Origin of the sequence: Cytophaga hutchinsonii ATCC 33406, assembly GCF_000014145.1 — a bacterium.
Taxonomy (GTDB): domain Bacteria; phylum Bacteroidota; class Bacteroidia; order Cytophagales; family Cytophagaceae; genus Cytophaga; species Cytophaga hutchinsonii.
Genome location: NC_008255.1, coordinates 2814260 through 2835104, shown reverse-complemented (window position 1 = coordinate 2835104; position 20845 = coordinate 2814260). Strand labels below are relative to the sequence as shown.

The window sequence follows — 20845 nt, the reverse complement described above, 5'->3', positions numbered from 1 at the left end:
GAAACGTAAGACTCCCGAGTACGTATACAAAACTCAATAATTCGTATATTTGTTGATTAGCTTATAGAAAAAGAAATGACAGAAATTCGCAATAACTGGACAAAAGAAGAAATTTCAGCAATCTACAACAGCCCAATATTGGATTTAATGTATCGTGGTGCTACAGTACACCGTGAATTCCATGATCCGCAAGAAGTACAGGTTTGTACATTGTTGTCTATCAAAACGGGGGGGTGCCCGGAAGACTGCTCTTATTGCCCGCAGGCTGCCCGCTATCACACAGATGTGAAAGTAGAGAAGTTGATGGATGTGAAAGATGTATTGAACTCAGCATTGGAAGCGAAGGAATCCGGAAGCACACGTTTTTGTATGGGTGCTGCCTGGAGAGAAGTCAGAGATAATAAAGACTTTGATAAAGTGATTGATATGGTGAAAGGAGTAAGTACAATGGGTATGGAAGTATGCTGTACACTTGGTATGTTAACTCCTGAACAGGCTGATAAATTAAAAGACGCCGGTTTGTATGCATACAATCACAACCTGGATACAAGCGCAGAGCACTACGATAAAGTAATTACAACCAGAACATACGACGACCGGTTGGAAACATTGGATAACGTGCGTAATGCAAAAATATCTGTATGTTCCGGAGGTATCATCGGTATGGGCGAAAGCCACGGTGACCGCGTAGGTATGCTGCATACGTTAGCTAATATGGTTGAGCATCCGGAATCTGTTCCCGTAAATGCACTGGTACCTGTTGAAGGTACACCATTAGAAGATCAGCCCCGTGTTTCTGTTTGGGAAATGGTTCGTATGATCGCTACAGCACGTATCATCATGCCGAAAGCAATGGTACGTTTATCTGCCGGCCGCGTGCGTATGAATACAGAAGAACAGGCATTGTGCTTCCTGGCAGGTGCTAATTCAATCTTTGCCGGTGATAAATTGCTTACTACACCAAATCCTGAAGTAAACGCCGATAAAGAAATGTTTCAGGTATTAAATCTAAAACCGCGTCAATCGTTTAAGAACGGCGACGCGCCAAAGATTAAATTTGAACAGATCCCAAGTGCATTGGTAAAATAATACGAACCCTTACAAACATATTGTTTGTATGCATATTTATAAAAAAGCCTTCCTGTAAATTTGCAGGAAGGCTTTTTTATAAACAATAAAAGAATTCAGAATAGTTTAATGACGTAGAGCAGGAATACTTTTACTGCTGATAAATCGTTAACTTACATAGAGCGTAATCGTATTATGGTAAAAAAATCACACATACGTTTTTTAATCCTTCTGTTTCTGGGCAGCATAACAGGTATGTTGTTTTCCTGCAAAAATAAAACCTACAACTATAATAATGGTGTTATACCTAACGGTATTAGTTTTACGAATTATTATTCCGGCACGGGTACAAGTCTTACGGAAGGCGCTATCATTGTGAATGTGTATTCCAACAGCACTAATATCAATTATGAATATTATGTTGTAAGCATTTATGGCGTTGGAACCTATACCATGCAGACGGGTACCAAACAATTATTTATTCCATATGTATGGGCGAATACGTATGATATTTCCGTAGAAAAAATTTGTGCCGCAGGAACCAATACAGGCTGTAACCCACGTATTGTAATAGGTTCTATAAATATTACAACACAAACAACAACGGTTGCTAATGCCTATCTGTGATATCAGAACTGTGGACAGACCACCCGTCTTGAAACCCGTTTAGATTTTTTTGATTTAATGCCGTACGATACCGTAAGCTCATGCGCACCGCCGGAAGCACGTGTTAAGTTTGATATGGTGTAGTCATAACTATAACCTGCAGACAAGCCTTTGTGAACAAAGCCGATTAAAAAGATCAGCGCATCGTTGTTCATTTTTTCAGGTTTAAAAACTTTTACGGGTATTCCTCTATACCACATACCTACAATTAATGTATTGTATCGCCCATATAAGCCAACATCCAGCTGGTCTGATTTTCCCTGCATTTTATAAAGCAGGGTAGGTGTAATACTTTTTTCTTCATCGGGGTTTACGTGTTTCTTACGCCATTCGGGTGTAAATGAAAATTTGTATCCGCCAAAAAAAGATGTTTTTACAGCGAGTTCACTTTGACTTTTAATAAAACTTTGTTCCGGTGTGTTTAAATGATTTACAGACACACCAATCCAGAAATTTTCTGAATACAGAATCCCGCCTGAAGATATATCAAGGTAAGACACGGTTGGCACGTTAGATACTTCGTTGCTTGGGGCGCCGGTAAAACCATTATTATCATATTGAGAACCAAATGTAAGGCTATTAAAATTAATACTTCTGTTTACATAAGAGAGCTGCAGCGCCGGTCTGAAAACGATTTTTTTTGAGAGTTCCGCCTGGAACGCATAGATGAGGCCTGCTTCAGTAGAACGTAGTTTAGCAGCTGTTGAAAGATCGGATGTAGCAATGAAACCCACACCGCTTTTGTAACGGTCTATATAATGGTCCACAGAAAATGTATTGGAAATAAACGACGCATCTAATGCCGGCCATTGATAGCGGGTTGCAAAAATGCCGCGCGTGTTTTCTTCTGCACCGGCAAAGGCCGGACTCAAATACAAGGCATTTGCATACATCTGCGAATACTGAGGATCCTGTGCATAGACACTGTATATGCTGCAAAGTAACAGAAACGTATAGATGAATATTTTTTTCATACAGATTTCTTTAACGCACAAGAGTTATACTGCCTTTAACTACATGCTCCGAATGCTCAGCATCAACAGTGCTTTGATAGTTGATGATCCACGGATAACTGCCCGAAGGCATTTCCTGACCTTTATAAGTACCATCCCAACGCATGTTTTTATCGGTTGAAATAAAAATTACTTCTCCCCATCGGTTAAAGATTGTTATTTTAAACGCGGTAAAGTTCTTGCCAAATATTTCTACATCATCATGCAAACCATCTCCGTTAGGTGTAAATCCGGTCGGTACAAATATTTTTGTTTCGCAGAAGTTATTCACCTGTATTTTTTCTGTGGAAGTACATTGATTCTCATCCGTTGCTGATACGCTGTAGATACCGGGTTCTGTTATCTGTATGCTTTGTGTGGTTTCGCCTGAAGGTGTCCATATAAATACTTCACCCCAGTTGGCTGTAAGAATAGCAGGTTCTTCATCAAAACAATGATTCAGCATATCTGCAGTAAATATGGCTTCAGGTTTGAGTATCGTAAGATCTAAGGTAACAATACTGTCGCAGGTAAGTGTAGAAAGTGTATCCTGATAAATACCTGCTTCATAGTACCTATGCGTACCAATGGTTATACTTTCTCCGATACAAATGGCTGTTTTAACGGTAGTACGTTTGAGCGGTACTACGGTGAGATCAGTAATTACAACACTGTCGCAGCCAAACGAAGAGAGCAGGGTATCTGTATAGATGCCCGTTTGCGAATAACTGTGTATGCCTACCTGCAGCTGTTCGTTTTCGCAGATACTTTTCTGAAATATTTCAGGATATCCGTTTACATCCAGATTTGTTACAGTGATTTCATAGCAGCCGAATGCATTTAATGTTGAGTCTTTATAATAGCCCGGACTGTTATAGGTATTTGTACCGATCAGAATAGATTCGCCATTACAGATGCGTACCGCAACCGTATCTATTTTTTTAGGACGCATCGTTAAGGTAATGATACGTATGCTATCGCAGCCAGCAAGATTTGTTAATGTATCTGTATATATACCCGAAGCGGTGAATGTTGCCGTATCAATGTTTACAGAACCTCCTTCACAAAAGAAAATTGTTTGGCGGTACACATCCCGCAATTCAAGGTGATATGTTGCTAAGAAAGTATCTGTGCAGCCATTAATGGATACCTTTTTTGCAATGGTATAAATACCAGTATCTGCGGGCGATAACGCATTAATTATAATAGAATCTCCTGTATACATAGTGCCATCTGGTTTTTTCCAGTCGTATTCAAAAAAAGCAGAAGTAATTGCTTTTAATACAATACGGTTTCCCCGGCAGGCGCCGCCGATTTTTAATATCGGAGAGAATTTAGCAGAGTCAACAGAGATCTGTTGGGTATTGCTGTTGCTGCATGCATCGCGGATACGGATAACATATTCACCATAGATGGGCAATTGAAAGACATTGCTGTATTGAAGCGGAAATGTTGTGGGCCCGCTGCTTATTTCATATTGGTATGGCGCAACACCACGTGAACTATCTACATTGATTTCAACATAACTACTATTGTTGCAGAATATGGATGTATTGGACTCAAAGGAATTATTTGAATATTCGGGCACCTGTATTGTATCTGTTAAAAACCAGCAATCAAGCGGCCCGTCTGTTATGGTGCTGTTATATGGTTGTGTTGAATAACCCGGAACATTGCCATAATAAATCTGAAAAACATATTTTCCCGGTTCTATGTTTATGATAGAATCAAAAGCCAGTCTTCCGATGCGTTTGTATAATTCAATATTTGTAGAAGCATTTTTAATGGTCACACCTGCGGCATTGTTGCTTACGGGATCAAAGTATAAAACATTTTTTCCTACACATCCTTTGGTTACGGAATACGAATAAAATAAATTGGATACATTTGCAGGTCGTACTTCAAAGGTACCGTTAAACGTATTTCCACAGGTGTCTGTAACGTTATAGGAATACACACCTGCCGAAAGATTTTTTATTGAATACCGTGTTGAACGACCTGCATAATAGGTTTTAGGATAGGTAATGGAGTAAGAAAACGCATAGCCGGGTTTTGTGCTGCTCACTGTTTGTGGGCCGGACAGGATGTTTATGGTTACCGGTGAACCAAAATTGTTTAAATTAAAGTACGCAACCGCTGTAGAATCCAAACAACCTTTGTCGAGAGAAACAGACACTGCTTCAGGAAGTATAACAGGAGGTGGCCATAGAATTGTTTTTTGAAAAACAGTGCCGCAGCCATCCACAATACGCAGGTTGTAATTTTCTCCTGGTGTCTGTTCTTTTAATGAAAGTGTACAGAAACTTCTGCTGCAGCCGGTAGAATCACTTAATGTATTTGTAGCGGCATTTCGTAATGTTACAGATACCGGTGTCTGGAATCCTGTCTTCATATAAGGTGTAGCTGTAACAGATGCAGGTGAAACAGTAGCGGTTAATTTATTTGTACAGGAAATATAGGAAGTATTGAATTGAACATCAAAAGTAAAAGGTGCAATCAAATCCCTGGTAGCACAGATTTCATAACCACATACATCTTTGATACAGGCATGCAGATAATCTTCGTACGTTATGTCAGGAACGGTATCACTTATGGAATATAGGCCAGGAATATAATTAACCGTGTCAACCGGAATGGCTGTAATTGTTTTTATGGAAACACTTCCATCTCTTCTGGTGAGCGATAGCGTAAGCGGGCTTCGGGCGCGTTCTTTAAAAAGTTTTAGTTGCATGGTGAACAGCATGGTGTCACACGCTATCTTCGATATGGTTGGGATACCATCAGATGCATGCACAAGTCCGGTCCCGCCTTTAGAAATGGTTACCGAACGTGTTTGATAATTTCCGCAGGCATCGGTTAGTTTTATGTTATAATTTCCGGCAGACAAATTTGTGAATACGTCTGTAGATTGTTTTACAGTAGATGTAGCAGAAATTAATTCCCAGATAAAAGGTTCTTTGCCTTTACCCGGAACGGCCTGGCCAATGATGCTGCCATTAGAGCCTCCTGTACACACTGGATTTGCTGCTTTGGGTGTAAGGTCAGGTAACTCATAGTTCCCATCAATTTTAATTTCCTGTTCTTTAAATTCAAAATCAATATCATACACACGTATCACATAGGTACCAGGAAACAAAGAAGAAAAAACGGGTGTATTTTGTAAGGGAGCTAAAGACGGACCTGAAATGATTTCATAAAATAATACCGGATTTACTTTCGTACTTTTTGCCAGTATGGTTGCCGTGCCATTATTTCCACATGTACTGGCAGTTACAGCAATGGATTGTATTGTTACTGTTCCGTAGGAAAATTGTGCATAGAGTAAAAAAACAATGCTCAACAATATGGTTAGTTTAGATATACTGTTTTTAAAAAAACACGCGAAGAGACAGACTTTTTTTTCAACGCAGTACATACTGCTTTGCCCTGCCGAAATAGGTTCGGATATGCGGTTGGGTATGTTATGTGAAAACAAAACAGTCTGTAACATAATGTATGTTAATGTATAGCATATCACATCAATTACATCGTGAAATGCGATTGAATCAATATTCGTAAAGGGGGTAGAAGGATAGGGTAGGTATTGTGCAGGCTGGTTAAACCTATATGAATATAGTAAAAAAAATCAAAAAATGGAAGTGTGTATTTTGAAAATGAAACTCAACCAACATATAAAAATTATGCGTATCTGATGTAAAAAAAACTTTCCTTAAAAAGTTAAATTTTGATTTGTTATAATATAGGAGGGTATATTAGTTTTTGTCACTCAAAATTTAAAATAGGACTAATGGGGTTTAAATTTATGGTTATTAGTTTTTTGTTAAAATTAAGCATAAAAAAATATACCCGTAATTGTGCAATAATTTGTTTTTTCTAGGGTTTCACTTACTGTTTTATGAATCACTAGAATTTCGGACACACGGCACGTTTTTGTATACGCTTCGCTTTTTTTGTTTTAAATCCATAGGATAGTGTCAGCTCATGTGCGCCTCCTGAAATGCGTGCAAGTTTTGATATGGTATAATCGTAACTATACCCCATGGCAAAACCTTTGTGTAAAAAGCCTACAAGGAAAATTAACGCATCATGATTTGTTCGCTCCGGGGCATACAGTTTAACAGGAATTCCTCTGTACCAAAAGCCAACGACCAGTACATTGTATTGCCCGTACAGCCCAATGTCAAGCTGATCGGATTTTCCCTGCATTTTATAAATGAACGTTGGGGTAATGCTTTTTTCTTCGTCCGGATTCACATGTTTCTTTTTCCATTCAGGTGTAAATGAAAATTTATATCCTCCGAATAAAGAACCTTTGATTGGCAGCGGGCTTTGGCCTTTCATGAATGTTTGTTCAGGCGTATTCAAATGATTTACGGAAATTCCGATCCAATAATTTTTTGCATATAACAGACCGCCGGCAGAAACATCCAGATACGAAACGGTTGGAATGTTTGACGTTTCATTCGATGCACCGCCTGCAAATCCATCGTTGGTGTATTGAGAACCAAATGTGAGCCGGTTAAAATTAATGCTTCGGTTTACATATGAAAGCTGCAGTGCCGGCCTGAAGACAAGTTTTTTTGAAATGTCTGCCTGAAAAGCATAGATTAATCCTGCTTCTGTAGAACGCAGCTTAGCTGCTGTAGAAAAATCAGAAGTTGCAATAAAGCCAATACCGCTTTTATAGCGGTCTATATAATGATCGGCAGAAAATGTATTCGATATAAAAGAAGCATCTATACCGGGCCATTGGTAACGGGTAGCAAATATGCCACGTGTATTTTGTTCTGCGCCTGCAAACGCCGGACTTAAATATAAGGCATTCGCATACGACTGGGAATATTGTGGATCTTGTGCAAACACATGTATACTGCAAAGAAAGAACGATAGCAAACAGATATACATTTTCAGCATATGCATATTAACGTATAAGTGTAATGCTGCCATTTAACTTCTGTTCTGTATGATTTGTATCGAAGATACTTTCATAACTTATTATCCAGGGATAACTGCCAATAGGCATTTCTTCTCCGCGATACATACCGTTCCAGCGTATTTCTCTGTCTGTAGAAATAAATATGATTTCACCCCATCTGTTGAAAATGGTTATTTTAAAATTTGTAAAATTTTTTCCGAAAATTTCTACATCATCGTGCAGACCGTCTCCATTAGGTGTAAACCCGGTAGGAACGAAAATTTTTGTTTCGCAAATATTTCTTAATGAAATCTGTTCTGAATAGGAACAATGATTTAGATCGGTTGCGGTAACAGTATAAATACCTTCCTGCGCTACCTGAATGGTTTGGGTGATTTCTCCGGAAGGAAGCCAGAGAAAAGATTGTCCCCAGTTTGCGGTAAGTGCTGTCGGGCCTTCGTCAAAACAATGATCGATTGTTGCGGCAGAAAAGAGGGAGGCCGGCTTAGGGTATACAGTTACAGCAACATCGTCTGAAGCCGAGCAATGATTTATATCAGTTACTGTTACACGATACGTTGTATGTGTAAGCGGCGACACGGTTACCGTTTCTTGCTGCATATTACCGGGCATCCATACATAACTGATGCCACCACCCGCAGACAGCTGAATGCTTTCACCGTAGCAGGCTGTTGTATTTGGACCTGCATCGGCCGTTGGTAATGGGTATACATGCAGTATTTCCATCGTATCATTTTTCGTGCATCCAAATTGATCCTGTACATTCACCCAGTATTTTCCGGCAGCTGTTACAGTAATTGAAGAAGCAGCAGCAAGTACATTATCGTTCCAGTAATAAGCGGCATAACCTGTATTTGCCTGTAACACTAAGGATGCGCCCGTGCAGAGAGAGGTATCTTTTCCGAGTGATACATCCGGAGGAGCTGTCACTGTTAAGTTGAGTATAACAATGCTGTCGCAGCCTGTTGTTGCTAAGGTATCTGCATAAATGCCTGTCTGATTATAAATATGCGGGCCAACCTGTATACTTTCTCCTGCGCAAATTGTTTTGCTGAGCATATTTCGTTTGAACGGATGTACCGTTAGGTCAAGAGTAACAATGCTGTCGCAGCCTGCTGTTGCAAGTGTGTCCTTATAAATACCGGTTTGTTTATAGCTATGTGTGCCGATTGTTACGCTTTGCCCTTCACAGATGCTGCGTACAAGCGTATTCCGTTTAAGTGGAAGTACGGTAAGATTTACAATTGTAATGCTGTCGCATCCGGAAGTGGATACCGTATCTCTGTATATGCCGGTTTGTATGTAGGTGCGTCCGCCTGTACTATATTTTTCACCTTCACATATAACTTTAACAATTGAATCTTTTTTGTAAGGATTAACCGTTAGTGTAAGCACAATAATATTTTTACAGGATGCAGATTGGATCGTATCTCGGTAAATACCTGCTTGCGTATACGTATGTGTTAAGAAGGCAAAACTTTCTCCTGCACAAATTGTTTTTGCTACAGGAAATTCCGGATAAGGGGTAACGGTGAGGTCATGTACAATAATGCTATCACACCCAAGGGAGGATGTTAATGTGTCTGTATACATGCCTGTAGTCGTATACGTATGTGCCCCGACCACTAATGGATACCCCACACATGTGTTTATTTTTACTGTATCAGGATCTCCATATACATATAATTTTGTAAGAATTAAATCGTAACATCCGGATATATTCTGTACAGAATCTTTGTAAATACCAGTTGTATTGTACGTATTGCTTCCTACAGTAATGTGATTTCCTTTACAAATAGATACGTTAGTAGTATCTGTTTTTTGCGGCATCTTTTTTATTGTTGTAATAATAATGCTGTCACATCCCAGCCCATTTTTTAATGTATCTCTGTATATACCCGGTAAGGTGTATAGATGTGTACCGACATGGATTGCAGTACCTACACAAAACGGAAACGTTTGTTCGGAAAGATCATGCAATGAAACCTGGTAGGTTGATTTGAAAATATCTGTACAGCCGTTGATGGTAACTTTTTTAGTGATGCTGTATGTACCCGTATCTGCAGGCCCCAGCGGATCAATAACAAGCGAATCTCCGGCATAGGTGGTGCCGTTGGGTCGTTTCCATTCATAAGAAAAAAATCGTGCACTGGTTCCTTTCAATACAATCCTGCTCCCGGTACAGGATGCACCTTTTTTTATAATAGGCGGAAATTTAGCAGAGTCAACGGAGATCTGTCTGCTATTACTGTTGCCGCAGGCATCACGGATCCGGATAATATATGTTCCATATGTTGGTAATTGAAATACATTGTTATCCTGCAAACCAAATGTAGCCGGACCTGAAATGATCTCGTACCTGTAAGGTGGCACACCACGGGTACTGTCTACATTAAGTTCTACATAACTTGTACCATTACAAAAAATAGTTGTATTGGATTGGAATACATTACTGCTGTATGGAAGCACAGTGATCGTATCGTCTACATGCCAGCAATCAGCATTATTATCTGTAGCTGAACCATTGTATACACCGCCACCCATGGGATCATATCCATAATAAATACTCATTACATACTTTCCCGGAGCCACCGAAGGAATGGAATCAACAGCATCAAAGCCTCTGCGCTGATACAGGGTAACTCCTGTTTCTACATTTTTCACATAAACACTAATGGTATTGCTGCTTCGTGCATCGAAATACAACATATTATTGCCAAGACATCCGCGTTTTATTTTGTATGAATAATTAAAGTCTGTCAGTTGTTCGGGTTGTACGGTAAAAGATCCGTTCACGAGATTTCCGCAGGTATCAGCCACTCGGTATGTATATGTTCCTGCAGTAAGATTTTTAACGGAAAGCCCATTATAGGCATTTGGTATGAATATCTTGGGATAGGTAATGACATCTGAAAATGCATACTTAGGCTTGCTGCTATGAACAGACGTTGGTCCTGATAATAATGTAACAGTTACAGCAGAAGTAAAATTATAAATATTAAAAGACCCGGTTGCTGTTGAATCCATACAACCGGTACCTGTGGAATAATCAACTCTGGGCGGAGCAATTACTTGCCATACAAATGTTTTATTATAAACGGTTCCGCAGCCGTCTGTTACTTTTAACGTGTATGTTTTTCCGGCTACCTGCGGACTGATCAACATATTGCAATAGCTATATGTACAAGCAGATGAATCTACAGTTGTATTTGAATTGTCTTTTAATGTATAGGTAAGAGGCGCATTGAATGCTGTCCAGACGTATGGGTAAAATGGCGGATTTTTCATCCGTAACGTTGCTGCTAATTTATTACCGCAGTTTACAACACTACTGTATTCCAGATCAAATTCAAAAGGAGCTGTTGATGCCCTGGTGGCATAAATAGAATTTCCGCATGTATCCGTAATATATGCATAAATATAACTGCTATAGGTTATTCCCGGAATGGTATCGCGAAGTTCATAAAAGGCCGGATTGTAACTGATCGTGTCAAGTGGAGTAGGATAGATGTATCTTACATGTGTACCTGTACTGGTATTAACAGTAAGCTTTAAAGGCATGTGCGCTTTGTCTTTAAACAGCTTTATCTGCATAGCGAAGGCAACCGTATCACAACCTATCTTTTGCACTGAAGGAACTCCATCATAAAAATGCGAAAGGCCTGTACCGCCATTTACCAGCACGGCTGTGCGTGTCTGGTAATTGAGACATGCATCGGTCATTTTGATGGTATAGGTGCCGGTTGTTAAATTTTTTAAACTGTCACTTGACTGTGGCGCTGTGGCAACAGGATCTACAATTTCCCATGTGAAAGGAGCACGGCCGCTTCCCGTTACCGGGTTACCTATGATCATTCCATCTGAAGCACCCGGACATATGGGATTAATTGTTACAGGCTGCATATCCGGTAATGTATAGTTTCCGGTTATAGTAAATTGCTGGTCTTTATATACGAAGTCAATATCATATACACGCGCTGTGTATGTTCCGGGGAATAAAGAAGGAAACGTTGGATTATTTTGTATGGCAGCCGTACCTAAAATCTCGTACATCAGGGAAGGATTGGATTTATTACTTGTTGCTGAAATTGTTGCTGTGCCATTGTTCCCACAAGTACTTTCTGTTGTTGTTATTGAGCTGATTGTAATTGCTGCATTAGAAAAATTAACGTTAAGAAAAAATGTAAAAATCACTAGTAAAATAAAAAGTGCCTTATTATAAGAGATTATATTCTTGTTATGAAAAGAATATTTTTTTGATTTTGTTTTATCTGTATCCGGGCTGAAATTACCTTTTAATAAGTAATCAGATACTCTATTATTTAATGAAAAGTAACAGGGGGGGAAGTTCATCATAAGTAGTCTATAAAGATAGCACAGATCTATGATTGAATACAAATACATAGGATATAAGTAACCTTCATATCTTAAATATATTTTCTGTGAATGCAATATTACAAATATTGAATAGGTTACATATATTTTTTTTGAAGGCTACTATCTGATGATTAATGATGTGACTGACTATGTATCAGAACAAACCTAATTGCCCTTTGTTACTTCGCACAAATAAATCTGTACGTAATGGTGGATATTCTCTGCCCGATAAATATTTTTTTCTGGATACATAAAAGAGGTCATGTATACTTGCAGCAATATTTCCTTGTCCGCGCATGCGGGTGCTGAAACGGCTGTCGTTAAGCGTACCACCATGACATTCTTTAATTTGATTCAGTACTTTATCTGCACGGTCGGGATAGGCTTTTCGGATCCAGTCTTCAAACACTACGCCAATAGAACCATTCAGCCGCACAATGGTATAAGCTGCTGAAGATGCTCCTGCGTCTGCAATCTGTTTCATGATCTGTGGAATCTCATGATGGTTGATACCAGGAATGATCGGCGCGATCATTACATTCACCGGTATGTTTTCTTTTGCTAACGCTTCAACCGTTTTTAAGCGCTGCGAAATAGCCGAAGCTCGCGGCTCTAATTTCTGTCTGATCTCATCCCGTGCAGAAGTAATGGAGATACTCACATGTACAAGCTGTTGTGCGGCAAGTTCTTTTAAAATATCTATGTCTCGTGTGATCAAATGATTTTTGGTGATCATACCAACCGGGTGCTTATAGGTTGCAATTACTTGCAGCATGTTCCGGGTAATCTGTAATTTACGTTCAATAGGCTGATAACAATCTGTATTGCCTGAAAACATAATGGGTAATACTTCCCAGTTTGGTTTTTCAAATGTCTTAGCCAATACACTTGCAGCATTGCGCTTCACAATTATTTTTTTCTCAAAATCTATTCCTGCATTGTAGCCCCAGTATTCATGACTGTTCCGCGCATAACAATAAATACAGCCATGCTCACATCCCTGATAGGGGTTCATGGAATAAGCAAGGCCAATATCCGGACTGTCAACTTTATTTACGATCTGTTTTGCATTTTCATACAGATATTGAGTAGGGGTGTTGATGTCTGTAATTTCATCAATACCTTCCATATGCTCTTGAACAATTTCCTGTGCATGAAAACGGCTCTTTGCCTGCATCTGCGCACCTCTGCCTTTAATTAATTCATTATTATCTTCCATGATGTGAGGAGTGTGATAAATGGAGCTGTATTAATAAGGCTGGATCTTATTTAAATCAAAAATACTAAAAAAAATGGCAAAACTAAAAATATTAGAAATATCTTTTTGCCTGATTACGCCATTTTTTTGTGGAAAAAAACAAATAAATAGAAAGGCACAAAACAGGTAAAAACACAAAAATAAACATCGGGTGATATTGCCACATGATCCAGATACAAAATAAAAATATGGCAGCACTGAGTAAATAGGTAACTATAGGTGCAATATAATAGGCTATGCGTGCAGGTTTAAAAAAAGCGGATTGCTGAAACGCTTCTTTGCGTTTGAGAAACGCAGCATACGCAATTTCTTCTTCTTCTTTTATTTTCCTGCGTTCAATTTCTTTCCATTGCGCATACGTCAGCAGATGTTCTGAATTTGAAACCATTGCCATGTCATACAGGTGACGTTTGTTGGGGTCCATCAACGTTTCATATGCCTGCGTGAGAATTAAAAAATGCAGATGCGAATTCGATTGCAGGTTCATATCCGGGTGATAGAGTTTTGCCTTAGATCGATAGGCTTTACGAATCTGCTGTACAGTAGCAGTTTTCGGTATTTCCAACAGATCGTAGTAATTTCCTGCAGACATATTCCAGCTATTTCAACTGCAAGTACGAACAACATTGAATAAATTCCAAATAACAAAAAACAAATTACAAATACGTAAATCTTAGCTTGAGTTTAATTCGTAACAATCAAATATTATTAATTATTAGTTTCAACTCGTGAATAATTTCCGCTTACTATTTTATATTGAAATTTGTTTTTTGTTATTTGGAATTTTGTCAAAATGTCCATCGTATCTGCCACGTGCCGCTGTAAATCGATTTCAATGAAGTTGCCGCTGATTCAAGCACAGTTGCTGCCAGTGGTTTGGTTAAGGAAAGTTTAAACCAGCAATCAATGTTTTTAAACACATTGTACTTAATAATCAACATCGGATGAATAGCTTTTCCTGTATAAGCCGGTATATAAAAGCTATATGGAACATCGGGCTCATACGCATACTGCCGCGCATTGTAATCTGCTACTTCATACCACATCCAGCGAAAGGTCAATTGATATTTTCTTTTTTTATACATAATGTCCTGAGCATACAAACTGCCTGTTGAAGTTGTTGCATTTGTTTCATAACTGCCCCATTGGATACGTGTCCGCAATGTTATGGCAAGGGAAAGTTTGTGCTCGAAATACAGAATCGAAGATTGCCTGAACGCAGGCAGGGTAAGGGTTGTTCCGGTTACATCCCACGACTTCTGTTCATTACGGTGCTGAAAATACAGCATCGTTTTTTTGGAAGGTTTATATTCAATTTTTATAAAATATTCTTCACCTGTTGATGGTGTGTGGATGCGGTATTTCAACCACGGGAATACAAAGAGATCAGCATATGCATGAATGCTCCATTCTTTCTTTGGCCGTATTTTTATACCTACATACATGCCTTTTTCATTAGACACAGCACTTGATTCTGCAAATGCCTGTGCATACGGGCTGATATATTCTTTCCCATAATTCCGGTACAAAAAGGAAAGATCCGTACTACGGTGCAGAGCCATCATGACGCCTGCCAGAAAAGCTTTTCCGCCCGTCGCTGTAAATGAAACTTCTCCAAATAACAGCATGTTTTGATACCTTCCCTGAAAATCAAGAGACGTACCGGAGAATAGTTGCCCGCGGTTGTAGAATTGATTGTAATATGTTTCTTTGGGTTGAATGGCATGAGAAACGGCACGGTACAGAAATGTATTGCCAACCGAAAAATGTTTGCTTTCATACCGTACATGATAACCTGCTAACTGAACATGAATGTTTTTACGTTTGGCAAGTTCTGCAAGTGAACGGTGATACCCTGTTTCTGAAATGGATTGTATAAAAGGAACATTATCGTTGGTTGTATCGATGCCGGCATCTTCTTTTGTGTTTGAATAAAAACCGGTAAGTGAAATGTGCCGTGTAAAGTAATAGGTAGAACTTATTCCAAACAGTCTTCCATACTCTGTTGTGCCCCCAACGGGAATAATAGCGCGGCCGGTTTTACGGAGTGTGGTAATGGTTTCAGATCCTTTGCCTGCATAGAAACCACCGCCCATGAGCAATCCCTGTCCAAATTGCAGGCGTTGTGCGCCGATGGTTATGTGTTTCCACTTTTTTGATGGCAGATAATGCAGATAGAAATTAACATTGTCAAATCCATAGTAATTTTTTGCGGCATTCCAGCGGATCTGTTCACCCGCATCTTTTTCAAGACACAAACCAAAACGCATTTTATTTGGTATCATGGTTTGAAAACGGATGGACGCTTTATCTCCGTTGCCGGTCCATTCTTTCGGAATAGTTACAGGAGCAGCACTATAGCGGATAAGCAGCATGCTGTGTTCTTTACCCGCCAGATGATGCAGCAGCTTTTGGTCCTGTGTTGAACCTGTTATTGTAAAACAGCTTTTGAGCCAGAAAAAAGTTTGTTCGTTCATGGACGGAAGCGTTTGCAATTCATGCACATTGATCAGCGGTCCGTATGCATGTATGTACTGCATGATTTCCGTGATCTGAACTTCTTTTAAATAGCCTACACCCAGCAATACCGACTCATCTGCTTTATTTATATTCATAGGATTTTTTACTAACAATGCCAGGTTTTCAGCGGCATCTGAATTGGTTTGCATAATTTCTTCATTACCGGTTAAACTTTCAAGAATGCCTGAATCTTCTATACTTAACTGTGCCTGAAGGATAAAAGGTATGCTGTAAAAAAATAATAAAAGTAGCTGACGCATTATTTCTTACGAAGATTGATGTACATAGAAAGCTGATGTTTACTGCCCAACGGCTGCTGCCAGGAAAAACTGTAATCGATAGACAAGCGTTTAGATGAAAAGCCTGCACCGCCATGCAGGCGCATGGGCTTTAATTGCAGTCCCGTTCGCAGGTAAAAAAATCGGTGCATACGGTATTCCAGACCGGAACTGAAAAAGACATTGCTGTTGCTTTGCTTTATGATATCCGCATAAAACAATACGTCATTGGAAATTTTATACAACATGCCGCCTTTGATACGCAGCGGTAATGTCTGAACAGTATTTTGAGTATTGCTCACATTGCTTATATGTAAACCAATCTGCAGGTGTTTGTTTACAGACATTGTACCGCCAATATTACACAAGGGATATGTTTCCCGAAATGTTTCTCCTGCAATGCGCTGCCATAAAATAAAACTGATACCTAAACTATACGGACCTTTTCTGTGTGCCGCGTGTATTCCTATCTGCTGATCATTGAACCATTTGTAGCCCTGATTGGAAAAACTCGCAGCAAGCAGCAATTGTTTTTTAAGCGGACAAATAATTCCTGCGGAAAAATTTTTTATTTCCTGGATACCGTATATTTTTTCATCGCTGATCAGTACCGCGACGTGTTTCAGAGAAGCAATACCAGCCGGGTTATTGAACAATGACCATACAGTACTATCTGCCGTACAGCCCGATCCAAGTGAACGGGTGCGTGCCCCTGAAGCAAAATCCTGTCCATAGGATTTGTGGTGGAAATATGTTAGTACAAAAAGTGCTAACCCGATAAAAAATTTCATAACAGTATTTAAAAATATATTCAAAGAAAAACCTTTTACCTGACCTGTGAAAGCATGTAGCTATTTGGTAGCAAATGTTAATAATTGTCAATGAAAATAGGATATACAGGAATTTTGTATATGCGCATATCTCTGACAATAAATAGCCGTAGCCATAAATCAGGAAAAGGAAAACCAACTCTGTTAGTACAGACAACGTTTAATAGAAAAAGGGGGATCAAAAGCATTATTATTAATCAAACCTTTTTTGTATTTTACTAAGCAATAACTGACCTAACAGTACACATTATGTATCGATATTTATCTGTAGTTCTATTCCTGTTTTTTAGTTTTTTACTTCAGGCACAGCAGACAAAAGAATACTATGCGAATAGTAAAACCGTAAAGGCTGAAGGAAATCTGCTCAATGGTAAGCGGGATGGTTTATGGAAATCCTATTATTCTTCCGGTAAAATTGAAGCAGAAGAAAACTATACAGCAAATAAATTCAATGGAAGTGTGGTTACGTACCATCCGAACGGTAAAGTTGCACTACAGGGAAATTATGTAAACGGAAGAGAAGAAGGAGCATGGAAAGAATTTTACAACAACGGGCAGCAGTCGGTTGATGCTGCATTTATCGATGGTAAACGCAACGGAACGTATAAAGAATTTTATGCCAATGGGAAAATCTCTATTGAGGGTACATACAAACTGGATGCGAAAGACGGTTCATGGAAAGAATATTACCCAAACGGGCAAATAAAAATTGATGGCGTATATGCCAATGGGTCACGCATCGCAGAATGGAAGGAATATTATGCGAATGGTGCGGTATATCACAAAGCACAATACGTAAATGGTAAAATTGAAGGAACGGTATTCTGGAACTATTCAACAGGCAAACCAAAGATCATGGGTTCATATGCAAAAGGCAATATGAATGGAGAATGGAAACATTATTACGCATCCGGCAAACTTGAAACACGTTCATATTACACCGATAGTTTAGAAAACGGGTTGTTTGAAGAATATGCAGAGTCAGGTGTTAAAACATTTTCGGGTACTTACAACCAAGGCGAGCCTGATGGCACCTGGACATACTATTACGATAATCAAACAGGTTCAAAGCAGAGCGTAGAGCAATGGAGCATGGGCAAATTACAGTCTGCGCCGGAAGCATATACCGAAGCGGGTGTGTCGCTAGATGCCGGTACCTTGAAAGATGGAAAAGGTTCGCGGAATATTTATTATCCGAAAGGCGCATTGTTGATGGATATTCCTTTTGAAAATGGCCTGGAGAATGGCTTGGCAACAAGCTATTATGAAAACGGATTTATTAAAGCAGAAATATTTTATGTGGATGGGGTACAGGAAGCTGTAATGCGTGAGTATTATTCAACAGGTACACTGGCAGCTATTACAACGTATGAGAAGGGAGTGGAAGAAGGAGCTTTCAAGCAGTTTAGAAAAGATGGCACCGTATCAGTATATGGTTTTTATAAAAAAGGACTTGAAGATAGCGTGTGGTTTGAATTTCATGCAAACGGAAAAGTATTCAGCGAAGGTTATTATGTAAATGGGAATAAAGAAGGCGAATGGCTGGAACATTATGACAATGATACCTTAGCTTCCAGAGGTTCATATAAGAATGGTAAACCGGATGGCCTCTGGATTGATTATTACCCGACAGGCTTAAAAACAACAGAAGGATATTATGTGGACGGCATGAAAGAAGGTCTTTGGAAAAGCTACCACGCTAATGGAAAGGTTTCCATGGAAGGGAATTTTGTACAGGGATATGAAGACGGACCATGGAAAATTTATTTTGAAACAGGAAGAGTAAATCTGGAAGGGGCTTTTGTGATGGGCAAAGAAACAGGTGTTTGGAAAGAATACCATTCAAATGGTAAACTTGCTTCTGAAGGAAGTTATGTAGACGGACTGGAAGATGGCAAATGGAAAAATTACTGGAGCAATAGTTTGCTGATGGATGAAGAAACATATGAAAGGGGACGCCTTGTTGCAGTAAGCGACATCACATCTATGGCAGGCGCAAAGCTGTCTAAAGGTTCATTTAAAGATGGAAATGGCATACTGAAAAGTTATCATTACAATACAAAACTTTCTGCCGAAGGTAATTTTAAAAACGGATTGCCGGATGGTAAATGGAAGTATTATCACAACAATGGTTTTTTATCCGGCGATGGAGATTATGTGGAAGGCATGCGTCAGGGACACTGGCGCTTCTACACAGAAGCCGGCTTGCTGGAGGCTGAAGGAGCATATACCGACGATGAGATTTCCGGTATCTGGAAATACTATGATCAGGGAAAACTCGTTCGTATTCAGAACATGGATATAGACGAAGAAGAGGAAGAATAATTATGATAAAAAAACTATCTGTAACAATCTTTTTTATGTACACACTCCTGCCGGTTAGTGCGCAAAGTAGCGATACGCTTAAAGAATTTTATTCTAATGGAAAACTGAAATCAAAAGGAATAAAACAGGAAGGGTTACGAGAAGGAAATTGGTTTTATTATTATCCCAATGGAAACTTATCTGCACGGGAACAATATAAGAGTGATATGCTTGATGGTACTTCCTGGTATTACGATACACTTAATCATGTGGTAGCGAAAGAACAGTGGAAGCGGGGCATGGAGCAGGATAGTGCCTGGTATTACTACAGCAATGGAAACCTGAAGCGTGCAGGTGTATATGCATTTGGCATGTACAAAGGTGTGTGGCACAGTTACCATGAAAACGGAAAATTGAAATCTGTTGGACCGTATGTGAATGGAACACCAAATGGTGTATGGGTATTTTATTCAGAAGCAGGTGTTATAACCGAAGAGTACACATATGTAAATGGTGTATTAAACGGTCCGGCAAAATTATACAACAACGGAATCTTATCTGCTGCAGGCAAGATGGAAAAAGATGTACCGGTGGGCTGCTGGCAGTATTATAATAAAAAAGGAAAGGTAATTAAGACAAAAACATTTTGAGTTCAGAAACATCTGCAGTTCATGTGTAAAATATAATGACTACATAAATTGTTATGTTTTATAATCATCAAAATTTACATTGATTTTTTCGAACCGTTTATCTGCAAGCAGGATAGCATCGATTCTGACAATACAAGGCTGATTCATATCGGCCATAATAAATGCAAAATCCCAGATATCTTTAGATAAGGTGAATGATCCAAAAACAGAATTTATGGAGTAAATAATCTCATCATTCATCCACAGGTCTTCAAGTCCAGCTACTGTCGGCAGAATCTCTTGCAGCGCATCTAATACATCTGTTGTAAATGTGGATGTTTCCGTACCACGGATGAATTCAATAAGTAAATTTTCAGAACCATAGCCGGGCCGGCAGTGATAGGCATATAAAGGTTTATCCGACATGATTTATAGCTGCTGTTTCAGTGTATGTAGCCAATCTGCCTTGGTAATTGCATATTCATAATGCAGTACTTTTTTTCCATAATAGTCGAAATCTACTTCACCTACTTTGGTTGCGCCAATATTCAGAATTGCTTTTTGTGAACGCAGGTTGTTTGCACCAATGTGAAAATAAACCGTATCAACATAGTGAAAGGCATAATCAAGTAACAGTTTTTTTGCACTCCTGTTATATCTGCCACCCCAGTAGTCCCTGTTCAAAAACGTATAACCGATGGCTATGCTCGCCTGCTCCGGTTTATAATCGTAATAACGGGTAGATCCGATGATTCTTCCGGTTGCTTTATCTATGATTATAAAGGCTGTGTTTCCTCCCAATGCACCATCAAAGAAAAGCTGAAAAACCTCTTTTTTATAGCGGTCTTTGGTTGGATGCTGCTCCCATATCAGCGGATCAGAAGCGACTTCGAACAACGTGTCAAAATCAGCTTTAGCAAGCGGTACAAGTTTTAAGAGATTGTTTTCAAGGCCTTGCGGTTGCCAGTCCGGAAATTGCTGCGACAT

15 protein-coding genes are annotated in these 20845 nt (G+C 39.2%); 5 read left to right on the top strand and 10 right to left on the bottom strand.

Annotated elements, in window-relative coordinates; all coding sequences use genetic code 11:
- Nucleotides 1-75: 75 nt before the first annotated feature.
- Both bioB and CHU_RS11985 read left to right on the top strand, forming a co-directional pair.
- The gene (gene bioB / locus CHU_RS11990; protein ID WP_011585834.1) at nt 76-1089 is read left to right on the top strand and encodes a biotin synthase BioB; all 1014 of its coding nucleotides are present in this window, start codon (nt 76-78) and stop codon (nt 1087-1089) included.
- A gap of 174 nt (nt 1090-1263) precedes the next feature.
- Nucleotides 1264-1695: a hypothetical protein gene (locus CHU_RS11985; RefSeq protein WP_011585833.1), complete on the top strand. Its 432-nt coding sequence runs from the start codon at nt 1264-1266 to the stop codon at nt 1693-1695.
- 2 nt (nt 1696-1697) lie between these two features.
- On the opposite strand, the gene CHU_RS11980 is transcribed toward CHU_RS11985, so the two are convergent.
- The 4 genes from CHU_RS11980 to CHU_RS11965 all read right to left on the bottom strand — a co-directional run bounded on the left by CHU_RS11980 (nt 1698) and on the right by CHU_RS11965 (nt 11715).
- Nucleotides 1698-2708, bottom strand: a complete 1011-nt coding sequence (locus tag CHU_RS11980) for a PorP/SprF family type IX secretion system membrane protein (RefSeq protein WP_011585832.1) — start codon at nt 2706-2708, stop codon at nt 1698-1700.
- 10 nt (nt 2709-2718) lie between these two features.
- Nucleotides 2719-6066, bottom strand: coding sequence for a gliding motility-associated C-terminal domain-containing protein (locus CHU_RS11975; RefSeq protein WP_238379272.1), 3348 nt, complete (start codon nt 6064-6066; stop codon nt 2719-2721).
- A 563-nt stretch (nt 6067-6629) separates the two neighbouring features.
- Nucleotides 6630-7631, bottom strand: coding sequence for a PorP/SprF family type IX secretion system membrane protein (locus CHU_RS11970; protein WP_262485273.1), 1002 nt, complete (start codon nt 7629-7631; stop codon nt 6630-6632).
- A 16-nt stretch (nt 7632-7647) separates the two neighbouring features.
- Nucleotides 7648-11715, bottom strand: coding sequence for a gliding motility-associated C-terminal domain-containing protein (locus CHU_RS11965; RefSeq protein WP_143144117.1), 4068 nt, complete (start codon nt 11713-11715; stop codon nt 7648-7650).
- A 10-nt stretch (nt 11716-11725) separates the two neighbouring features.
- Between CHU_RS11965 and CHU_RS19595 the strand changes: the two genes are divergently transcribed.
- Nucleotides 11726-11884, top strand: a complete 159-nt coding sequence (locus CHU_RS19595; RefSeq protein ID WP_177254170.1) for a hypothetical protein — start codon at nt 11726-11728, stop codon at nt 11882-11884.
- Between the two features lie 309 nt (nt 11885-12193).
- Here the strand turns inward: CHU_RS19595 and CHU_RS11960 are convergent, their stop codons facing one another.
- The 4 genes from CHU_RS11960 to CHU_RS11945 form a co-directional block, all read right to left on the bottom strand.
- Nucleotides 12194-13258, bottom strand: a complete 1065-nt coding sequence (locus CHU_RS11960; protein WP_011585828.1) for a PA0069 family radical SAM protein — start codon at nt 13256-13258, stop codon at nt 12194-12196.
- Nucleotides 13259-13349: 91 nt separating this feature from the next.
- Entirely contained in the window at nt 13350-13889 is a 540-nt protein-coding gene (locus tag CHU_RS18940) for a J domain-containing protein (RefSeq protein ID WP_011585827.1), read from the bottom strand.
- Nucleotides 13890-14085: 196 nt separating this feature from the next.
- A complete protein-coding gene (locus CHU_RS11950; RefSeq protein WP_011585826.1) occupies nt 14086-16077 on the bottom strand; it encodes a hypothetical protein in 1992 nt (663 codons plus the stop codon).
- Nucleotides 16077-16886, bottom strand: coding sequence for a hypothetical protein (locus CHU_RS11945; RefSeq protein ID WP_041932366.1), 810 nt, complete (start codon nt 16884-16886; stop codon nt 16077-16079). The genes CHU_RS11950 and CHU_RS11945 overlap by 1 nt, the downstream gene beginning before the upstream one ends.
- A gap of 288 nt (nt 16887-17174) precedes the next feature.
- Here CHU_RS11945 and CHU_RS11940 point away from each other — a divergent pair, with 288 nt between their 5' ends.
- Together CHU_RS11940 and CHU_RS11935 are read left to right on the top strand one after the other, a co-directional pair.
- Nucleotides 17175-19250 carry a toxin-antitoxin system YwqK family antitoxin gene (locus CHU_RS11940; RefSeq protein ID WP_011585824.1) on the top strand — a complete coding sequence of 692 codons (2076 nt, stop codon included), beginning with the start codon at nt 17175-17177 and terminating at the stop codon, nt 19248-19250.
- Between the two features lie 35 nt (nt 19251-19285).
- Nucleotides 19286-19879 (top strand): toxin-antitoxin system YwqK family antitoxin, encoded by a 594-nt coding sequence (locus CHU_RS11935; RefSeq protein ID WP_011585823.1) that lies wholly within the window; start codon nt 19286-19288, stop codon nt 19877-19879.
- 51 nt (nt 19880-19930) lie between these two features.
- On the opposite strand, the gene CHU_RS11930 is transcribed toward CHU_RS11935, so the two are convergent.
- Nucleotides 19931-20284: a hypothetical protein gene (locus CHU_RS11930; RefSeq protein WP_011585822.1), complete on the bottom strand. Its 354-nt coding sequence runs from the start codon at nt 20282-20284 to the stop codon at nt 19931-19933.
- Between the two features lie 3 nt (nt 20285-20287).
- On the bottom strand, nt 20288-20845 hold the full coding sequence (locus CHU_RS11925) for a GNAT family N-acetyltransferase (RefSeq protein ID WP_011585821.1): 558 nt from the start codon (nt 20843-20845) through the stop codon (nt 20288-20290).

Excerpts from the sequence above, each read along its gene's own strand:
- bioB (WP_011585834.1), top strand. The coding sequence starts at position 76 with ATGACAGAAATTCGCAATAACTGGACAAAAGAAGAAATTTCAGCAATC.
- CHU_RS11985 (WP_011585833.1), top strand. The coding sequence starts at position 1,264 with ATGGTAAAAAAATCACACATACGTTTTTTAATCCTTCTGTTTCTGGGC.
- CHU_RS11980 (WP_011585832.1), bottom strand. The coding sequence starts at position 2,708 with ATGAAAAAAATATTCATCTATACGTTTCTGTTACTTTGCAGCATATAC.
- CHU_RS11970 (WP_262485273.1), bottom strand. The coding sequence starts at position 7,631 with ATGTATATCTGTTTGCTATCGTTCTTTCTTTGCAGTATACATGTGTTT.
- CHU_RS11965 (WP_143144117.1), bottom strand. The coding sequence starts at position 11,715 with ATGTACGAGATTTTAGGTACGGCTGCCATACAAAATAATCCAACGTTT.
- CHU_RS11960 (WP_011585828.1), bottom strand. The coding sequence starts at position 13,258 with ATGGAAGATAATAATGAATTAATTAAAGGCAGAGGTGCGCAGATGCAG.
- CHU_RS18940 (WP_011585827.1), bottom strand. The coding sequence starts at position 13,889 with ATGTCTGCAGGAAATTACTACGATCTGTTGGAAATACCGAAAACTGCT.
- CHU_RS11950 (WP_011585826.1), bottom strand. The coding sequence starts at position 16,077 with ATGCGTCAGCTACTTTTATTATTTTTTTACAGCATACCTTTTATCCTT.
- CHU_RS11945 (WP_041932366.1), bottom strand. The coding sequence starts at position 16,886 with ATGAAATTTTTTATCGGGTTAGCACTTTTTGTACTAACATATTTCCAC.
- CHU_RS11940 (WP_011585824.1), top strand. The coding sequence starts at position 17,175 with ATGTATCGATATTTATCTGTAGTTCTATTCCTGTTTTTTAGTTTTTTA.
- CHU_RS11935 (WP_011585823.1), top strand. The coding sequence starts at position 19,286 with ATGTACACACTCCTGCCGGTTAGTGCGCAAAGTAGCGATACGCTTAAA.
- CHU_RS11930 (WP_011585822.1), bottom strand. The coding sequence starts at position 20,284 with ATGTCGGATAAACCTTTATATGCCTATCACTGCCGGCCCGGCTATGGT.
- CHU_RS11925 (WP_011585821.1), bottom strand. The coding sequence starts at position 20,845 with ATGTCGCAGCAATTTCCGGACTGGCAACCGCAAGGCCTTGAAAACAAT.